Consider the following 18,450-nt stretch of genomic DNA (forward strand, 5'->3'; position numbering starts at 1 on the left):
GGAGGTTCTTAGGAACCTTTTTCCAAAAAGGTTCCTAAGCCGCCGGAGGCATAAAAAAAGTTAAGCTTTAATTTCTGTCTCTTCACCTAAAGCAATTTCTATAACTTTGCATTCTGGCGCCGTTTTGGCTGTTTCCGCTACAAAATTGGATGTATTTTGTTCTAAAATTGAGAAAGTTCCCCAGTGCATAGGTATTGCGTAACGGCATCCGAGCAACTTACAAGCATATGCTGCATCCTTGGAATCCATTGTGAACCATCCACCGGTGGGGAGTACTGCAACATCAATGTCATTCATTTTTCCGAATATTTCCATACTTGAGAATAGTCCGGTATCTCCAGCGAAATAAACGCAGAAATCATCTTCGTATGTTAAGATGTATCCAGCCGGGGCGCCTTCGGTTGATGAATGCATGGCTTGAACCATTTTAATTTTTATGCCTGCAACTTCAATTGTTCCGCCGATATTCATACCGATGATTTTATTTGCACTTACACCTTGCGCGATCATGCTTTCTACAAAATCGAAGATGCAGACAAGAGTAGCACCTGTGGCGCAACATATTTCCGCAGCCTGCCCGACATGATCCCCGTGATCATGGGTGACCAGAACAACATCAGCCTCTGTGATTGAATTCCATGAAACCGGAGCTTTCGGATTGCCTTCGAAAAAAGGATCAATAATTATTGTTTTATCGTCTGACTGGATTTTGAAATTTGAATGTCCGTTCCATGTAAAAAAATGATTCATAATTATCTCCGTGAGTTTTGGTCCCAACGCTTATATAAATTGTGTGGAAGGTTAAGTTGTTCAAGGATTCTTCCAGCCATATGCGCTGCAAGATCATTAATACTTTCAGGGCTGTGATAAAAACCGGGAGAAGCAGGCATTATGGTGCCCCCCGCTAAGGTGACAGCTTCCATGTTCCTGATATGTATTAAATTTAACGGCGTTTCGCGTGTAACCATAATCAGTTTGCGGCGTTCTTTTAGGGAAACGTCAGCAGCTCTGTGAATTAAATTAGAACCCAGTCCTTGTGCCACTGCCGCTAAGGACGCCATTGAACAGGGGCATATGATCATGCCGTCATGCTTCCATGAGCCGCTTGCAGGCGGGGCTGATATAAGGTTTTGCGGGTACACGAAATCAGCGTGATCAGTAAGGTTGTCGGGGTTAAAGTCTGTCTCAAGTTCCATCACTTTAAGTGAAGCATCAGATAGAATAAGATGTAGCTCGACATCTTCCATTTTTCCTAGCTCATGGGCTAGAATCACAGAATAAATTGTTCCGCTTGCTCCGGTAACAGCAAGGATAATTTTTTTTTTGTCCATAGTTAGAGGCCTAAATCCTTCCACATTGTGTCTTTTTTGATCTTGCTATGTTGATATAATTAATTGTTTATTAAAAAGTAGTTTGAAACTCTTTTGTAATTAAATAAACTACAGCAGGGGGCAGGCGTTGACAAGACTTGCTGGTGCAGGATTATTTTTTTTCAATAATTATTTTATATATTCCTAATTTCTTGAGTTTTGAACTGTCATATGAGAGTAGAAACAAATCTTAACCCGATACTTGAAGAAAGTACGTATACAATTTTTACCCGACGGAGATAATGCAATGGTAACTCTTGGAACAGCCGGAACAAGTTCTGCCCGTAAAATGATGCTTTTAGGCGGCGGAGAGCTTGGCAAAGAAGTAGTAATCGAAGCTCAGCGTTTAGGTGTAGAGGTTATTGTCGTAGACAGATATGAGAATACTCCCGCCATGCAGGTTGCACATCGCAGCTATGTTATATCTATGCTTGATGCTGCGGAATTGCGCAGAGTTGTTGAAACAGAGAAGCCTGATTTCATCGTGCCGGAGATTGAAGCCATTGCAACAGAGACTCTTTTAGAACTTGAAAGTGAAGGGTTCACAGTTATCCCGACAGCCAGAGCAGCCAGACTGACTATGGACCGTGAAGGTATTCGTAGACTAGCCGCTGAAGAGGTCGGCTTGAAGACATCTCCATATAAATTTGCTGACACTAAAGAAGAATATCTCGCTGCTGTTAAAGAAATCGGCATTCCCTGCGTAATCAAGCCTGTTATGAGTTCGTCAGGGAAAGGGCAAAGTACCGTTAAGACCGAAAAGGATATTGATCACTCATGGGAATATTCTCAGTCGGGCGGCAGAACCGGTGAAGGGCGTATTATTGTAGAAAAGTTCGTTGAATTTGATTACGAAATTACTTTGCTGACCGTTCGTCACAAAGGCGGAACTTCTTATTGCGCTCCAATCGGACACAGACAGGAAGACGGTGATTACCGTGAATCATGGCAGCCACAGCCTATGACTGAAACCGCCCTTAAGAAAGCTGAAGAATACGCTCTCAAAATTACTGACGCTCTTGGCGGCAGAGGCATTTTCGGAGTGGAGCTTTTTATTAAAGGTGAAGAAATCTACTTCAGCGAAGTTTCGCCTCGTCCTCATGATACCGGCCTTGTGACTGTTATTTCTCAGGATCTCAGTGAATTTGCTTTACATGTACGCGCAATACTCGGCCTGCCTGTTCCTGCTATTCGTCAGTATGGTCCAGCCGCTTCAAGTGTTATTTTATCAAATGGCAAGTCAACTTCACCTTCTTTTGTTAATGTGGATAAAGCTCTTGAAGAGCCTGATACAAAAGTCTTGATTTTCGGGAAAGGTGAATGCAACGGTGTTCGTCGTCTCGGAGTTGCTTTGGCTCTGGGAAAAGATGTGGAAGACGCCAAAGAACGTGCGATCAAAGCATCTTCAGCCGTTGAAGTTTCTTACTAAAAAATTAGATATATTTAAATTTTGAATTGATATTTGGGTGTATGTTTTTATGAACAGCCTCTTGCGTATTATATAATATGTAAGGGGCTGCTCTTTTTGAATATTATTTTAGCTTTGTTGATATTGACAAGATAGTTCTAAAAGAGGCATTTGTTTTCCCTTAGTTGCTTAAAAAGGAAAATACTTAATGAGTAATCACTTTTTAAGAGTAAAAACTGATTACTTTCTACTTTTTCCTTAGGATTAGTTCTTTATCAATCTAATGTGTTTATGAAAATTTGAATAAAATTATTAGCTTTGAATTTATTAAGTAAGCAGACCGACTGTTTGTTTACTTAATTTTTTTAGAAAGGATAAGTTGTTATGAAACATGAAGCTAACGGTTGGGCTTTAGCCCCTCTTGCCTTATTTCTTGTTATATTTCTCGGAACAGGTTTCTCCCTTACTATGAACGGCGCAAACATGGCGTTTTATCAGCTCTCCGCCACTGTTGCGATTCTTCCGGCCATTGCATGGGCTATTTGGATGGGAAAGGGCAAGATAAAGGAAAAGATAAATGTTTTCCTAAGTGGCTCTGGAGAATCCGGCATCATTACAATGTGTATGATTTATCTGCTGGCTGGTGGATTTGCATCGGTGGCAAAATCTATCGGCGGAGTTGAATCTACTGTTAACCTCGGTTTGTCGATTGTTCCTGCTTCAATGGTTCTTCCCGGTTTGTTTATTATTGCGGCATTCATTGCTACGGCTATGGGAACTTCAATGGGAACCATTGCTGCGATTGCTCCAATTGCTGTCGGGGTTGCAGGTAAAACCGATATTTCTTCAGCGTTGCTTATGGGAGCTGTTGTCGGTGGTGCAATGTTCGGAGACAATCTGTCCATGATTTCTGATACGACTATTGCGGCAACCCGTACTCAGGGTTGTGAGATGGGCGATAAATTTAAAATGAATTTTCTGATTGCGATTCCCGCAGCGCTCGTTACAGTAATCATATTATATATAGTAGGTGAAGGTGGTCAGGTCTTGCAGCAGGGAACATACAGCCTACTGAAAGTTCTGCCATATCTGATCATTCTTGTGATGGCGGTGATCGGAGTTAATGTGTTTATTGTTCTTGGTGCAGGGATTGTCTTTACTGGAATTGTCGGCTTATTCTCTATGGCTGATTTCAGTATTCTCAAGTTTTCACAGGATATTTATACCGGTTTTACCGGAATGCAAGAGATCTTAGTTCTTTCTCTGTTAATTGGCGGGCTTGGTGAATTGATTAAGTATCATGGTGGGATTACTTACATTATCAACTTTATCGGCAAGTTGACTCGCGGCACCAAATCGACTCGGGCAGGTGAGTTCAGTATTGGTGCTTTGTCGGTTTTTTCTGATTTATGTACTGCAAATAATACTGTAGCCATCATTTTGACTGGCGGAATGGCTAAAGAAATTGCCAAGAGTCACAACGTTGATCCTCGTCGTAGTGCCAGTCTGTTGGATATTTTTTCCTGTGTTATTCAAGGGCTGATTCCTTACGGAGCGCAAATTCTGCTTGCAGGTTCTATTTCACAGCTGTCACCGCTCGAAATTATTGGAAACATGTATTATTGTTATATACTGGCGTTTGTTGCGGTAATCAGCATTATCACCGGATTTCCACGGGCTAAACGATAACCTTAATTTAACTGACTTTATCACCCCCGTAGCTCTTTTGAGTTGCGGGGGTTTTCTTTTTTAGGCTGAAACACTTTTTTTAAAAAAATCTCCACAAACTGGCAAACTGATGATAACTAGAGAGGTCAAGTATTGTGATTTATTTTTAATCAGCAAGAGCTCTATTCACAAACAAGGTTAAACTTGTTCAAGGAGATTTCTATGACAAAAGTTTGCACCCGACGTAGTTTTTTTCTTAAATTAATTTTCGCAATTTCTGTGCTCGTCGTTTTGCTAGGCTTTGTTCTGAATCCTGTTCCTGCTTTTTCGCGAACTCTGAAAGTAATGGTAGTTCCGGATAGAAGCCAATCGCAGATGCAGCCAGCCATTTTTTATGCGTTTAAAACTTCTGCGCATCGATCAAAGGTTGAAAAAGATCTGGATATGAAGTTTACAATTTTCAATCCTTATTTAACGAAAGAGCCAACAGGCCGTCAAAAAGCGATTCTCAAAAATTTGGAAGCCGGGCGCGATTCTGTTGTTAAGGCGAAAAAGAAGCTCAAAAAAGGCGAAAAACTTTTTGATGTAATTATGGCCAGCATAAAGGCTAATCCAAAATCTCCGTTAGCCAAAGCTCATGTTGAAATTGCTGATATGATGAAGGATTATTGTCTGTTGGTTGTAGAATCTACTGGGCTTACTGTTTTACATCCTATTTTCTATAATCCTGAAGTGAAGAAGCTTGAAGTCGGATATGCAGTAAGTGAAGATGTAAACGACACCCTTTATGGTTTATTCTTCATTGATGCGGCCTTGAATCAGAAAAAGCCGATTTATGGAACCTGCCATGGCGCTCAATTAGGATATTTGTACGCTGGCGGAGGATTGATCAGACTTTTCCCGCCTGAAACAGATTGGAAAGTTCAACCCTTGTATGCCCGTAACAATCCTTATGGCGGACCAATCGAAGTCTGGACCATTGATCAGATGTTAAACTCACGTAACCTTGAAGATCGTACTGAATATTCTATGATTAAATATCCTTTGCCTGAAATGTTTGGAAAAGGCGGAGCGGCTGGTAAAGCATATGTTAATAAGGATCTGAATCATACTCTGGGAATGACTGAATCAGTGCCTGTAATTGATGATTTTTCGGTAATTTCTTTTCATCCGTTGAGTTTGAAGAAGGGGGAAGTCGATTCTTATGAAATTAAGGGCGCTGTTCCCGATTATCCACAGGTGAAAGATGCCAATCGTGAAGTTTTTAATAAGGCTCTTAGGCGGGGAGTGATTGTTGATTTGTTCAAGTACAAGACGTTGCTGGGATTTCAGTATCATCCGCAATATACTTATGATGACTTACAGACCTCAGCAATTTTTGATTATTTAGTTAAGCAGGCTGTAGCCGTACATTAAATTCCGGAATTATTTTCACAACAGAAAGCCCGTCTACACTAAGTGCAGACGGGCTTTCATGTGGAGTGCTACGGATCTTAATGATCAGTTGCAATTTTAGACTGTAACTCGGTTACTTAATTCCATCCGGATGACATGAGGAGGCAGTACATCCGGTCATTGATGGATCATTTCCGAATTCTTTAATGTGACAGGATACGCATGAAGGGCGTTTATCGTTGTTACGCTTTATATGCATAGCCTTAAAGTAAGACTTGTAACCTTTAGCCGGGACTGGTTCAAAATTGTTGTGGCAAGTTGCACAACTTGTTGGAACCTTTGTTTTTCTTAGAGCATGATGACAATCAACACATTCATAATTTTCATGACTTGAGTGATTGAACGCAACTCCGAGATCGTCTTTGCTGTTACCTTTGATGAAATTAATCATAATTTCATCTTCAGGAGCTTCAAAACCCGCTTTGTCGTCAGCGTTAGCCGCGATAGTTAAAACCGTCATGCCTATACAGAGCAGGCACACGATAAATAAGTTTTTCATTTTATTTCCTTTTTGTGTGTCTGTTTAGGCTTTATTATTTTTGCCGAGAGCCGCTGTCAAAAATCCGCGGCGCGAGCTTTTAGTCGGAGCAGGGCCGTTAGCCATTAAAGTCTTACGCTGATCTGCCGAAGCCAGAAGGTTTTCGTGATAGCTATCCGGTGCTGATTCGCACAGGTAGATAACGCGGACATCTTCAGGATCAGCAAGGTAAGCTTTCGGCTTAGTTTTTTTAACTGCTGCCAGACGTTTATTTGCAAGGTCGAGCATTTCTTCACGGTCACCAAAATTCATGGTGCCGGTAGGACAACTCTGTACGCAGGCGGGAAGCATTCCCATCTGAACGCGGTCTATGCACATGTCACATTTATTCCAAATACCTGTTTCAGGGTCTTGGCGTGGAACATTGTAAGGACAGAGTTCCCAGCTTTCAACTTTACCGACTTTGGTTTTGGCTTTGTCAGTCATGATAACTGCGCCGGTTTCCGGGTCCTGAATAACTCCGCCGGGAGCATACATGTTAACCGTGTATTTACAAGGCGGTTCAATGCAATGTCTGCACTGTTCAGGGAAGAAGAACCAGTTCAGTTTATTTTTGTCGTCCTGCACTTCATTAAAACGTACAAGACGAAGGGTTTTAGAAGATAGATCCTGCGGGTTCTGGTGAGACCCCATATTGCGGGTCTTTTCAGCAGGGAGTTTCTTCCACTGCTTACATGCCACCTGACAACCGCGGCAGGCGGTACAAAGGGTGAGGTCTACAAAAAAGCTTTTACCATTCATTATTTGTCACCCTCCTTCCACTTGCGCAGATTAACCATAAAGGCTTTATATTCAGGAATACCAGTATTCGGATCACCAACATTCGGAGTAACAATATTAGCAGAGTCACCACCGTTGAGAGGTGCTACCCAGCCGTAATGCCAAGGCATTCCGACCATATGAACTTGTTGCCCCTGAATCAGGTAAGGGCTGATTCGTTTAGTAACGATTGCTATTGCCCAGAGTGAACCACGAACACTTTCTATGGTAACTTTTTCGCCATTTTCGATTCCGCGGAGTTCAGCCAGTTCAGGACTGATTTCTACAAACATCTGCGGTTCCGCTTCAACCAACCATGACTGCCAACGGGTCATCGAACCTGTCTGCCAATGTTCGGTTACACGATAGGTGGTTCCGACAAATGGGTAGCGTGGATCACAAACAGCTTTTTCTTCGCTCTTAACCTGTATAGCGGTCGGGCTGTGCAAGCGTTTTGAGAATGGGTGGTCTGAGACCGGACATTCGAGCGGTTCATAATATTCAGGCAATGGTCCATCTGCGCGACCGGGGCCGAAGAGCTGACCGAAGCCGTTTTTACGCATGATGAATGGGTGCTTAGTTCCAGGCTTCCATCCGCCATCAGGAACATCACCGACCCATTTGCTTCCGTTCCATGCAATAACAGCTTTATCTGGATTCCAAGGGTTACCCTGATTATCTACAGAAGCGCGGTTATAGAGAATACGGCGGTTAACAGGCCAACACCATGTCCAGTTCGGGAATAATCCGATCTTTGCCTGCTCTTTGGTCTGAGTAGCATCATGACGTTCGGATTTGTTCACGTCATCGGATACTGAGTTACAATACAGCCAGTTACCGGAAGTAGTGGAACCGTCATCTTGCAAGTAAGCAAAGCTTGGAACCTGCTGACCTTTTTTAAAGGTTTTACCCTTTACGACAGTATCTTTTGTGAACCAGCCGTTAGCGAGTTTCGCTGTCTGCTGAGCGCTGAACTCATAATGTCCTTCTTCGTTCTTTTCACACATATTATTAAAGCTGAGATGTGTGATCGGTTCAGGATATGCGCCGCCTTCAGTTTCATAAAGATGAGCAAGCTCTTCCCAGATTTCATGGAAGTAGTGACCGTCAGTCTTCACATCACCGAATGTGTCAGGGCCTTGATAGCGCCACTGCATCCAACGACCGGAGTTAGAAACTGATCCTTCTTTTTCGATTGCGGAAGCGCAAGGAATAAAGAATGTTTCAGTTTTGACTTTTTTAGGATCCATGTCCGGACCTTTCCAGAAGTCACTTGTTTCACAACGGAAGAGGTTGACGTTGACCATCCAGTCTAGTTTGGTGAGAGCTTTACGAGTCTTGACTGAGTCAGGACTTGAGCAAGCAGGGTTCATACCCCATACAAGACCACCGGTGAATCCGCCTTCGTACATTCTGTCGATTAGTGGAATCCATGAGTAGACACTAGCTTTGTGTGAATCAAGACGTGGAAGATAATTATAAGATTCTGCCGGAGTATCATCAGAATACATAGCCTTCAGAAGACTGGCGGAATATTTTGGATAATGCTGCCACCAGTTGGCACTTTCAGGGTCGGTGCTGACTGGAGTATATGTCTTATTGTACTGATCGAGAGTATCTTGACCTGCGAGCGGAGTTTTAAGATATCCGGGAAGGATATGGTAAAGCAGTGCATAGTCTGTTGAACCCTGAACGTTACACTCACCGCGAAGTGCGTTAACACCACCGCCGGCAATACCGATGTTACCGAGCATGAGCTGAATCATTGCCATGGAACGAATGTTCTGAACTCCAACTGAATGCTGAGTCCAACCCATTGCGTACATGATTGTTCCGGCTTTGCCTTTTACTCCGGTCGCTGTGTATGTCTTGTAAAGTAGTTCCAAATCTTCGGTGGAAACACCGGATATGGAGGATACTTTTTTAGGAGTATAACGTGCGTAATGTTTTTTAAGAATCTGGAATACACACTGAGGATCTTTCAGGCTCTTATCTTGTTTTGGAATACCCTTGTCATCAAGCTCAAAAGCCCATTTGGACTTGTCATATGAGTTGGTTTCAGGATCGAATCCACTGAATAAGCCGTCTTTGAATCCGTAATCTTTACCAACGATAAAAGAGGCGTTGGTATAGTTGATCATGTATTCTTGGAAGTACTTTTTATTCTTGATGATGTAATTGATCATGCCGCCGAGGACAGCAATATCAGTACCTGAGCGTAAAGCAATATATGCATCAGATCTAGCTGATGTACGTGTGAAACGTGGGTCGACATGAATAATCTTGCCGCCGCGCTGCTGTGCTTTTACAGCCCACTTGAAGGAAATAGGATGGTTTTCGGCAGCGTTACTGCCCATTATCAAAATACAATCACTGTTTTGTAAATCATTCCAGTGATTTGTCATCGCACCGCGCCCGAACGACTCTACCAGAGCCGCAACTGTTGCGCTGTGTCAGATCCTTGCCTGATGTTCAACATAGACCAGACCTAAAGAACGCATGAAGCTGTGCATTGCATAACATTCTTCATTGTCCAGCGCAGCTGAACCAAGAGAAGCGATTCCCATGGTACGGTTGACAGTCTGACCTTTATCGTTCTTTTCCTGAAAAGATTTGTCGCGGGAATCTTTGATAAGACGGGCAATGCGTTTTTTACAGAAGTCCCAGTCTTTTTCTACGAATTCTTCGGCGAAAGGAGCGCGATACAGAAATTTTCCGGGACGATCCGGGTTTTCTGTCATTTGAATTGAGCTTGCGCCCTTGGCACAGAGAGCGCCTTCATTGATAGGATGATCAGGGTTACCTTCAACGTTGACCGCACGTTTGGTCTCGAGGGAGGTGTTTACTAAAAGACCACAACCGACTGAACAGAAAGCACAGACTGAAGTTGTTTGCTTGGTCCATTTCGGATCAAGAGCTTTGGCCCGATCGACTGCCGGAGCCGCAAATGCCTTACTGAGTCCGCCGAATGCGGGCGCTGCAGCAAGCCCGGCGGCTGCAACAGTAGTAAGTTTCACAAAATCTCTACGATTAATTCTCATCATCGCTCCTTAAAATTTTGTTTGAGTTATCTTCCGCGAATTTCTCGCCCAAGAGTCAAAAGCAAATCGTATCCGGATAAACCGGCAAAAACTGGGCTGTCTGCAATGTCCCCAAACACTGGAGGTAATGAAGAATATGAAGAGTAACATATACTCATTTCCTCGGCGGCAGCAGCGCAAGTTTCTAGAGAAATGCCAAGACCATTAAAGGGCAATTGAAACGCCATGACCTCAATTGATTTGTTAGAACCATTCAGAATTTTCATGAATTCATTCATCTCTGATTAGATCTATTAAGGTTAAGAGTTATTAAGTCTTCAATTGTCATTTAAAAACTGTACAGTTAGCAAAAAGTTAATAATTATAACTAGTTCAAGAAAAATTAATGATATTCAAATACAAATAATGAATTCATCTAAACTCAAACTATACACATAGATAAGAATTTAAAAAAAAAACTTGCTTGTTGTGCGACTGACACAACGGCAAGTTTTGGTTATTAAGAATATAGCGCTTGATGCTGTTTTATAAGTAGCTAGTATTTAACGTTTTATTTATTTAAGTGTAGTGAGAAAGGTGTGAAGTGTATAAAATTGTAAATAAAATCAAAAGAGGGTAAAAATGTAGTTATTCTTCGTAACACACTTATATTGTTGTATAATATGTTGAAAAGGGAGGTTCAATTCTTATTATTTCATTTTCGACATAATAAGATTAAATCATATATATGTAGTTTTATTTTCAACACAAATTAAAGAAGAAACTCCCGCAAATATAAATATTTACGGGAGTTTTGATGAAGATTTAAAACCGTTTGGTTATCGGCTAATCAAATTTCTTGCGTGCTGTTCCTTCTTTATAGAAGGGCAGTTCACCTTTCATAGCTTTCAGGTCAGCTCGTGCTCCTTTGACTAGAAACTCTGTGGAGTCTGCAGCATCTGCTTGAACATAAGCCAGAGCAATCGAATATCCCAGCGTGGGCGAGAATGAGCCACTTGTGACAATTCCGACTTCCTTACCGTTAAGCAGAACTTTATCACCATGGCGAGCTGAACGACGGCTTTTGATAGTTAAAGGAATTAATATCTCTTTAACATCAGTGAATGCATCGTCGGCTAATACAAAGGAATATCCGCCTTCGCGAGGATTGTGCTTTGTATCCAGATCCTGACCGTAAAGTGGATATCCGAGTTCAAGGCGTAAAGTATCACGAGCGCCGAGTCCTATGGGTTCAACTTTATCGTCAGCAATCAGTTTTTCCCAAAGTGAAACAGCCTTGTCGGAAGGGAGATAGAATTCATATCCCAGCTCTCCGGTATAACCCGTACGGCTGATAATAAGTTTATAGCCGTCAAATTCAGTCTGTTCAAAATTGAAATATTTAAGATGTTTGAAATCTCTACCGAGTACTTTTTCCAGAATTTCAAGAGAAAGAGGACCTTGCAAATCTATTTTGGCAGTTTCGTAAGATACATTTTCGAAATTAATTCCGTCCGGGAGATGACTGTCGATCCAGTTAAAGTCATTTTCTTCGCATGCTCCGTTAATAACGAGCATGTAAGAATCTTCGGCAAGGCAGTAGATAATTAAATCATCAAGCACACCGCCTTCATCGTTCGGTAGAAAGCCATAGCGGCATTTACCGGGGGCGAGTGTGTCCAGATTCTGTGTTACCAATTTATTAAGTGCGTCCTTAGCTCCTTTTCCAGAGATTAAGAATTCACCCATATGACTGATATCAAAGATACCTGCTTTTTCGCGGGTATGTTTGTGTTCAACAATAATACCTTCATATTGAACAGGCATTTCAAAGCCAGCGAAAGGAACCAGTTTAGCTCCATTTTCGCGATGCCATTCGGTAAGAGGGGTCGTGCGTAAAGATGACAAATTATCCTCCGATTCAAAACTGATAGTTTATTTATATAGGCTGAAAAAACAGTCTATGTGGTTTTATGTATGAAATTAAAACATTCCGCTTACAGCTGCACCATCTTCATATTTTGTACGGCTTTTACGAATTGATTTAAATTCATCTAAAAGCACAACAAGGCGTCCATAATATTTTTTTACTTTAAGTCCATATTCGGTAAGCTCTTCATCCGGGCGGCAAATATATTTGCGCCTAAGATAAGGATCATTTAATACCCTTTCACCAATACTGAGCGTGGTCGCCACAAGTTTGTCGAAATAGTTAACTATTTCAAATTTAAGATCATTCATAATTCCGGTCATTTCTTGAAGCATTCCCAAGTAGGAAACTTTTTTGCCACGGAACATTCTGTCTTTAAGATCTTCAAGTATTTTTAGTTTTCTAGCCTGCTGGATGTAACTATATTTGGACCAAACCTCTTGATATAGATCAGAAAGGTCATTGAACGGTTCATAGTTGTCGGGCGCAAGAAGGTAACTGTCTAACACTTTAACGACACCTGAATAAAACTCTTCTGAATAACCTACAATTCTGCGTTGGTGCTTAGAAAGCCATGCGAAAAGAAATTTTAAACGTCGCTCGTGAGTTTCAGTATCCTGAATAAGTTCATTTCGCTTATAAACGATATTTCCCGCATATTCACCACGTACAATATCGTTAAGCAGCAAAGTCATGCTACTAGCATCTTTAATTATATTAAAGCGTGTTGAGCATTCACCCGTTAAGGGATGGATAACTTCTTGTTTGTAAACAGACAGGGCACGATCTTCACGAACGTTTTCCATATTAAATTTGTGCTGACGGTATCTTACTTTTAAAATAACCACACGTTTTTTTACATCAACAAGAAATCCGCCTTTTTCTAGCTCGGCTAAGGTTTCTTTGTTATCGCGGCTGACTTGTACCAGAGCTATTTTTTCAACTCGTGGATAATATTTTGCTTTTGGATGCGAAAATAGAGATGTTATGGTTCTATCAGATTGCCCGAGAACTCTGACCATGAATTTTTCACTCATTCTAAAAAGACGACGGGCGAAAAGAGCTGATGAAGTTCTTCGTTCAGATACGATTGGAAAACCGTGTAATTCCATTAAAAATGTATAAACAAAAAGCCTGTTTAATTCGTATAGACGGTTGTCGCCGGGTTTAAATTTACCGATTTTAATTCCGAATCTTTTAAGTTCAGTATCTAAATCTGAAGGCAGTGATCCGAACACACCTGAAAGATAAAATTTTCCGGACTCATCCTGTGCCATAACATGAGCGCGTTCAATTTCAAGAAGGTGCGGAAGGATTTTCCCGTAAGTTTCAATGTCGGAAATGTCAGCGGAGCCGTACTCGCTTAGAAAATCTTTGTGGGATCTTTTGGGAAGTCTGCTTTCGAATGTTTCAATATTGCTTTTGAGAATAGAATTAAAAAGAGGGCACGATTTTGAGTCTTTCGAATCGTCGTTAAGAGCCGGGCTGTGCAATATGTCAAACTGGAAAATTTCTTGAAAAAAATTAATCGGGCGTTCAAGCGCAACCATGCTGAAGCCTGGCAATTTTTTATATTCATATAAATCTACTTCAAAAGAAGGAAGTAATTCTCGTGCGTCAACAAGAGGATAGGATTCTAGTTGTTCGAAATAAGGGCGCAGAAGGCAGTTTTTTATGTGAACATGGTCAAGGTAAAGCCTAAGCCCATCAAGTGACTTAAGGTCATAGAGCTCACCTTTATTGAGGGCTGTCGCTTCGGGGTTTTCCCCCATATATTTGGAAAAAGCTTCCTGCCACATAAATAAACCCTGCAAAGATCGAAGGTTTGAAAACTTAATCCGTACCGATTTTAAATCGTATTTTTAATCATTAAAAAAGGAAACGAAATCTTTATAAATATAGTTATGCCATTATGAATATATCGAACTGTAATGAATTACAATGAATTTTTTCTAGATTTTGTATAGAAATTAGATTTAGGAAAACCCATGCTTATTGACCGCCATGATTCTTTCAAATAAGAATAGATCGGATTTGATTTAAAAACAAAATAATGTATTAGAAAGTTATATAAAGGATTGAAGACTGTGAGATCTGATAAATGTAATAATGTAGAGAAAGAGGATTTTAAATGTCCGTGTACTTATACAGGCTGTTCCCGCCACGGTATTTGTTGCGAATGTTTGCATTATCATCGCGGAAAGGATCAGTTGCCAGCGTGTTATTTTACGGCTGAACAAGAAAAAACTTATAATAGAAATATAGATTTTTTTATCGAATGCAGGGATAAATAGACAATGCCTAGAAATGAAATTTTGATAAATATTCTTAGCATTGTCTGCAATGTCTTTGAAGCACATACCGTTGTTTTATATTTGCCTGACGGACAGCATGGATATAGTCTTTCGAATTTTTTCAGTCTTGGAGACGATGTAAAGCCTATCGGAAGTCCTCTACAGATAAAAAGCCTGTCTGGAATAGTTCTTAGTAAAAGTGAACCGCTATTTATAAATAATATGGATAGAAAAGGTGCGACTCCGCTTGGTTATTACGATTCAAAGGAAGACGGAAGGATTAAAGCTTTCATGGGGACTCCGCTTGATAAAGCTCTCGGAGTTATTTGTTTGGACAGTAAACGAACATATTCATTCAGTACTAAAGATTTAAAAATTCTTTCTCAATTCGGTAAAATGATTACATCGATACTTACTTGTATCAGTTCAGCCGATGCCGAAGGGAAAAAAAATGAATACTTTTTGACCTTGAAATTGCTTCATGACCTTCGTAAAAGACAGCCGAAATGGGATGCTTTTCTTGATAATCTTTTAGACATAACGGCTGCAGCAAGTGGTTATTCGCATGTTTTCCTGACTGTTATCGATCAAAGAGGAACTTCTTTTTATGTAGAAGGAGAGAATAAGGCTATACTCCCTAAAAGGGACTCCAAGTCTATCGCTTTTCCACTCGGAAGTGGTCTTGTCGGTTGGGTTTACAAAAATCAGGAATCTATTTTCATTGACGAAAACAGTCAGGGACAGGCATGCTCAGGATTGCTTGGGGCCAGTGCTGCTACTCAGGAATTTTTAAGTGTAATTTGTCTTCCGCTTGTTTTTCAGAAGAAGACAAGAGGGGTTTTAGTTCTTGCGAATAATGAACCTCTAAAGATATCTGAAGATCTGAAAGACTTTTTGTTTATGGTTTCTGAGTATTTGACGCAATTTCTCGAGAATCTTTTTTTAAAGAGCAGACTTGCGGAAGCAAGGACAGCTTTGCAGAAGGTAACCCCTGCAAAGAGTAACCCGGTTCTGATAAATGATAATTAACCCCTTCACGTAAGAGGCTATAATATATGTTATGGGCTAGATTAATGAGCTTTCTGGGTAAAGATCTTGCCATGGACCTTGGTACCGCTAATACTTTGCTTTACACTCCGAAAGACGGAATTGTTCTAAACGAACCGTCCGTTGTTGCTCTTGATGCTCGTGATGAGTCCGTTATTGCCGTGGGCAAAGAAGCCAAAGAGTATCTTGGAAGAACTCCGGATAAAATAAAAGCTATTCGTCCGATGAAAGACGGGGTTATTGCCGATTTTGAAGTTACCAAAAAAATGATTTCTTTCTTTATTCAGAAAGTTATCAGTAAGCGTAATCTTGTTAAGCCAAAGATAATTATTTGTGTTCCTACCGGAATTACCCAAGTTGAAAAACGTGCAGTTATTGAATCGGGACAACAGGCCGGTGCTCGTGAAGTTCGTTTGATTGAAGAGCCTATGGCTGCTGCTATCGGAGCCGGGCTTAACATTCATGATCCGGAAGGCAATATGGTTGTTGATATCGGTGGCGGAACGACTGAAGTTGCCGTTATTACGCTGTCTTCCATCGCTCACAGTCAGTCCGTACGAGTTGCGGGTGACGAAATGAATTTAGCTATTATGCGTTATGTTCAAGATGAATTTAAATTATTGATCGGTGAAAATACTGCGGAAAGAGCTAAAATTACTATCGGTTCAGCTATTGAATTACCGGAAATTTTGACTATGACAATTTCAGGTAGAAATTTAATAGACGGAAAGCCTAAAGCTATTGAAATTACTGATGCCCATATCAGGGAAGCAATTGCTGATCCCGTTGCCGCGATTGTCAGATCTGTTCGGGTTGCTCTTGAAAATACTCAGCCTGAACTTGTTAGCGATATTGCCACAAACGGACTGCTTTTGGCTGGAGGGGGTGCGCTTTTAAAGGGACTTGATATCCTGATAAACCGTGAAACTTCTCTTAAGGTTATTATTGATAGCGATCCACTGACCACGGTTGTCAGAGGAACCGGTTTGAGCCTCCAAAGAGATAAAGGCTTTGAAAAAGTCTATATTAATTAAATTTTATACCCCAATTTTATTATATGAATTCTATCCTTAAAAAAGCATCTTGTGTTGTTCTTGAAGCTGGTAATATTATCAAAGAAGGGTGGAAAAAACCTAAAAACATAAAGCACAAAGGCCGTATTGATCTTGTTACTGAGACTGATTTGGCGGTAGAGCTTTTTCTTAAAGAAGAACTTTCAAAAATACTTCCGGGATCTTCTTTTTTAGCAGAAGAAACCGCTGGAAATGCTGAGCTTGTTGACCGGACGTGGATAATTGATCCGCTTGATGGAACAACTAATTTTGCTCATGGATTACCCATGGTTGCAACTTCTGTTGCTTTATGGATTGATGATTCTATCGCTCTCGGAATAATTAACCTGCCGATTTTGAATGAAATTTTTACGACAGTTAAAGGTGACGGGGCTTTTATGAATGGCGAGACTATTCATGTTTCAGATTGTGCAAGCATGGAAGATTCTCTCATAGCAACAGGTTTCCCGTACGCCATAGAAGACCATGTCGACTTTATTACTAAAGCTCTGAATAAAGTTCTTATGAGTACTCAGGGAGTGCGTAGGCCGGGAGCTGCCGCTTTGGATCTGGCATATCTGGCATGCGGTAGATATGATGGTTTTTATGAAAACGCGCTGAGACCGTGGGATACAGCAGCCGGATGGCTGCTTGTTGAAGAGGCCGGCGGGACAGTTTCTGATTATAATAACGGTGAGTTCAATCTTTTTTCACCCGGTATTCTTGCCACCAATTCCAAGCTTCATGATTCGCTTGGAAATATTTTGAGATCTTGTTTATAGCTCAGTGCTATTTCAATTTATATAACATTCCTATATCATTAAGATAAACAAGAGTTGGAGCGAGAAGTTCACGGCACTCTCTAAGCAACCAGTCCAGTTCACTTATAGAGTAGAAGTATCCTGATTCAACCTCGTCGGAATTTGGGGACGAGACCGTATTTATTTTATCTAAAATAAAGATTGTTATAAACTCGTATCCAGTTTCAGAAGAAGCTTTCAGCTCTGCAATGTCTCTTATATTAGTGTTTTGTATTCCAAGCTTAGAGTTTAAGACCCTGAAAGCAGCATCTTTAAGAGATTCTTTCGCATATACATGTCCACTGGCTGAAACATCCCATCGACCAGGGTATTGTTTCTTTTCGGTACTTCTTTTTTGTAAGTATAGTTTCCCGTTGCTATCATATAAAAGAACAATCACTGATCTATGTTTCAATGACTGTCTATGAACTTCAACTAGGTCCATATTCGCAAAAGGACGATTTAAAATGTCGACGACTTCGACATGATTTATTTTATTTTTCACTTTTTTTAGGATTACTATTTGTTTTATATATTGTGTGTTCTTCCAATTCACTAAAATTGCGTGTAAAAGAATCAAGTTCACGTTTATTATGAACTTCACCCTCTAGTCCTGTTTTACTGACAGATAGTTTACAATATGAAAAGCACAGAAGTCACTACTTGTGACCAAATGATAGTCGAACTGGGGCTGGAATCTCTTAGTGAGCTCAGAAAACTTGAATGCGTTTGTTTCGATTACCATTGGACTGAGGAGCAATTCCGACTGGGACTTGAACGAAGAGCCTTCTATGTTCTTGGATATTTATTTGAAGGTATTCTTGTCGGTTATCTGGCGTATTCAATGGTTCTTGATGAAATGGAAGTTTTAAATTTAGGGGTTCATCCTGATTTTAGAAAACGCGGGATCGGTAGAGAATTAATGCTGGCGTTACTAGAACAATGCCGCAAAACAGATGTTGTTAAAGGTCTTCTTGATGTCAAAGAATCAAATATTCCTGCTATATCCCTTTATGAAAGTTTAGGTTTTAAGCAGGTTGGAGTTCGCAAAAAATATTATCCGGATACGCATGAAGATGCGCTTCTTTATGATCTGGAGTTGTAATTTT

General features: G+C 40.7%; 17 protein-coding genes. 8 read left to right on the plus strand and 9 right to left on the minus strand.

Annotation, left to right across the window (positions count from 1 at the left end):
• Positions 1-60: 60 nt before the first annotated feature.
• Both BLT41_RS11760 and BLT41_RS11765 read right to left on the minus strand, forming a co-directional pair.
• Positions 61-750, minus strand: coding sequence for a metal-dependent hydrolase (locus BLT41_RS11760; RefSeq protein WP_092161359.1), 690 nt, complete (start codon positions 748-750; stop codon positions 61-63).
• Between the two features lie 2 nt (positions 751-752).
• Complete coding sequence (locus BLT41_RS11765) at positions 753-1,331, minus strand: UbiX family flavin prenyltransferase (protein ID WP_092161361.1); 579 nt, start codon at positions 1,329-1,331, stop codon at positions 753-755.
• A 286-nt stretch (positions 1,332-1,617) separates the two neighbouring features.
• Between BLT41_RS11765 and purT the strand changes: the two genes are divergently transcribed.
• The 3 genes from purT to BLT41_RS11780 all read left to right on the plus strand — a co-directional run bounded on the left by purT (position 1,618) and on the right by BLT41_RS11780 (position 5,862).
• Positions 1,618-2,799, plus strand: coding sequence for a formate-dependent phosphoribosylglycinamide formyltransferase (gene purT, locus BLT41_RS11770; RefSeq protein WP_092161363.1), 1,182 nt, complete (start codon positions 1,618-1,620; stop codon positions 2,797-2,799).
• A gap of 363 nt (positions 2,800-3,162) precedes the next feature.
• Positions 3,163-4,467 (plus strand): Na+/H+ antiporter NhaC family protein, encoded by a 1,305-nt coding sequence (locus tag BLT41_RS11775; protein WP_092161365.1) that lies wholly within the window; start codon positions 3,163-3,165, stop codon positions 4,465-4,467.
• 201 nt (positions 4,468-4,668) lie between these two features.
• Positions 4,669-5,862: a type 1 glutamine amidotransferase family protein gene (locus BLT41_RS11780; protein ID WP_092161367.1), complete on the plus strand. Its 1,194-nt coding sequence runs from the start codon at positions 4,669-4,671 to the stop codon at positions 5,860-5,862.
• A 112-nt stretch (positions 5,863-5,974) separates the two neighbouring features.
• On the opposite strand, the gene BLT41_RS11785 is transcribed toward BLT41_RS11780, so the two are convergent.
• The 6 genes from BLT41_RS11785 to BLT41_RS11810 form a co-directional block, all read right to left on the minus strand.
• Entirely contained in the window at positions 5,975-6,400 is a 426-nt protein-coding gene (locus BLT41_RS11785) for a cytochrome c3 family protein (RefSeq protein ID WP_092161369.1), read from the minus strand.
• 24 nt (positions 6,401-6,424) lie between these two features.
• Positions 6,425-7,180, minus strand: a complete 756-nt coding sequence (locus tag BLT41_RS11790) for a 4Fe-4S dicluster domain-containing protein (RefSeq protein WP_092161371.1) — start codon at positions 7,178-7,180, stop codon at positions 6,425-6,427.
• Positions 7,180-10,239: a formate dehydrogenase-N subunit alpha gene (gene fdnG, locus BLT41_RS11795; RefSeq protein ID WP_092161373.1), complete on the minus strand. Its 3,060-nt coding sequence runs from the start codon at positions 10,237-10,239 to the stop codon at positions 7,180-7,182. Before fdnG ends, BLT41_RS11790 begins: the two co-directional genes overlap by 1 nt.
• Before the next feature lie 26 nt (positions 10,240-10,265).
• On the minus strand, positions 10,266-10,505 hold the full coding sequence (locus BLT41_RS11800; RefSeq protein WP_139167353.1) for a hypothetical protein: 240 nt from the start codon (positions 10,503-10,505) through the stop codon (positions 10,266-10,268).
• A gap of 559 nt (positions 10,506-11,064) precedes the next feature.
• Entirely contained in the window at positions 11,065-12,126 is a 1,062-nt protein-coding gene (gene gcvT, locus BLT41_RS11805; protein ID WP_092161375.1) for a glycine cleavage system aminomethyltransferase GcvT, read from the minus strand.
• 75 nt (positions 12,127-12,201) lie between these two features.
• The gene (locus BLT41_RS11810) at positions 12,202-13,947 is read right to left on the minus strand and encodes a hypothetical protein (protein WP_092161376.1); all 1,746 of its coding nucleotides are present in this window, start codon (positions 13,945-13,947) and stop codon (positions 12,202-12,204) included.
• Between the two features lie 288 nt (positions 13,948-14,235).
• On the opposite strand from BLT41_RS11810, the gene BLT41_RS17855 reads away from it, so the two are divergent.
• Genes BLT41_RS17855 through BLT41_RS11830 form a run of 4 tightly spaced genes read left to right on the plus strand, consistent with a single transcriptional unit; the run spans position 14,236 to position 17,323 of the window.
• Positions 14,236-14,442, plus strand: coding sequence for a DUF6485 family protein (locus BLT41_RS17855; protein ID WP_092161377.1), 207 nt, complete (start codon positions 14,236-14,238; stop codon positions 14,440-14,442).
• 3 nt (positions 14,443-14,445) lie between these two features.
• Positions 14,446-15,471 carry a GAF domain-containing protein gene (locus BLT41_RS11820; RefSeq protein ID WP_092161378.1) on the plus strand — a complete coding sequence of 342 codons (1,026 nt, stop codon included), beginning with the start codon at positions 14,446-14,448 and terminating at the stop codon, positions 15,469-15,471.
• 26 nt (positions 15,472-15,497) lie between these two features.
• On the plus strand, positions 15,498-16,523 hold the full coding sequence (gene mreB, locus BLT41_RS11825; RefSeq protein WP_092161379.1) for a rod shape-determining protein: 1,026 nt from the start codon (positions 15,498-15,500) through the stop codon (positions 16,521-16,523).
• A 23-nt stretch (positions 16,524-16,546) separates the two neighbouring features.
• Complete coding sequence (locus tag BLT41_RS11830; RefSeq protein ID WP_092161380.1) at positions 16,547-17,323, plus strand: inositol monophosphatase family protein; 777 nt, start codon at positions 16,547-16,549, stop codon at positions 17,321-17,323.
• A 7-nt stretch (positions 17,324-17,330) separates the two neighbouring features.
• Here the strand turns inward: BLT41_RS11830 and BLT41_RS11835 are convergent, their stop codons facing one another.
• The gene (locus BLT41_RS11835; protein WP_244512262.1) at positions 17,331-17,846 is read right to left on the minus strand and encodes an NUDIX hydrolase; all 516 of its coding nucleotides are present in this window, start codon (positions 17,844-17,846) and stop codon (positions 17,331-17,333) included.
• A 135-nt stretch (positions 17,847-17,981) separates the two neighbouring features.
• Here BLT41_RS11835 and rimI point away from each other — a divergent pair, with 135 nt between their 5' ends.
• Positions 17,982-18,446 (plus strand): ribosomal protein S18-alanine N-acetyltransferase, encoded by a 465-nt coding sequence (rimI, locus tag BLT41_RS11840; RefSeq protein WP_092161382.1) that lies wholly within the window; start codon positions 17,982-17,984, stop codon positions 18,444-18,446.
• Positions 18,447-18,450 lie beyond the last annotated feature (4 nt).

It is taken from the genome of Maridesulfovibrio ferrireducens (genome assembly GCF_900101105.1).
Taxonomy (GTDB): Bacteria; Desulfobacterota; Desulfovibrionia; order Desulfovibrionales; family Desulfovibrionaceae; genus Maridesulfovibrio; species Maridesulfovibrio ferrireducens.

Excerpts from the sequence above, each read along its gene's own strand:
- BLT41_RS11760 (WP_092161359.1), bottom strand. The coding sequence starts at position 750 with ATGAATCATTTTTTTACATGGAACGGACATTCAAATTTCAAAATCCAG.
- BLT41_RS11765 (WP_092161361.1), bottom strand. The coding sequence starts at position 1,331 with ATGGACAAAAAAAAAATTATCCTTGCTGTTACCGGAGCAAGCGGAACA.
- purT (WP_092161363.1), top strand. The coding sequence starts at position 1,618 with ATGGTAACTCTTGGAACAGCCGGAACAAGTTCTGCCCGTAAAATGATG.
- BLT41_RS11775 (WP_092161365.1), top strand. The coding sequence starts at position 3,163 with ATGAAACATGAAGCTAACGGTTGGGCTTTAGCCCCTCTTGCCTTATTT.
- BLT41_RS11780 (WP_092161367.1), top strand. The coding sequence starts at position 4,669 with ATGACAAAAGTTTGCACCCGACGTAGTTTTTTTCTTAAATTAATTTTC.
- BLT41_RS11785 (WP_092161369.1), bottom strand. The coding sequence starts at position 6,400 with ATGAAAAACTTATTTATCGTGTGCCTGCTCTGTATAGGCATGACGGTT.
- BLT41_RS11790 (WP_092161371.1), bottom strand. The coding sequence starts at position 7,180 with ATGAATGGTAAAAGCTTTTTTGTAGACCTCACCCTTTGTACCGCCTGC.
- BLT41_RS11800 (WP_139167353.1), bottom strand. The coding sequence starts at position 10,505 with ATGAAAATTCTGAATGGTTCTAACAAATCAATTGAGGTCATGGCGTTT.
- BLT41_RS11810 (WP_092161376.1), bottom strand. The coding sequence starts at position 13,947 with ATGTGGCAGGAAGCTTTTTCCAAATATATGGGGGAAAACCCCGAAGCG.
- BLT41_RS11820 (WP_092161378.1), top strand. The coding sequence starts at position 14,446 with ATGCCTAGAAATGAAATTTTGATAAATATTCTTAGCATTGTCTGCAAT.
- mreB (WP_092161379.1), top strand. The coding sequence starts at position 15,498 with ATGTTATGGGCTAGATTAATGAGCTTTCTGGGTAAAGATCTTGCCATG.
- BLT41_RS11830 (WP_092161380.1), top strand. The coding sequence starts at position 16,547 with ATGAATTCTATCCTTAAAAAAGCATCTTGTGTTGTTCTTGAAGCTGGT.
- rimI (WP_092161382.1), top strand. The coding sequence starts at position 17,982 with ATGAAAAGCACAGAAGTCACTACTTGTGACCAAATGATAGTCGAACTG.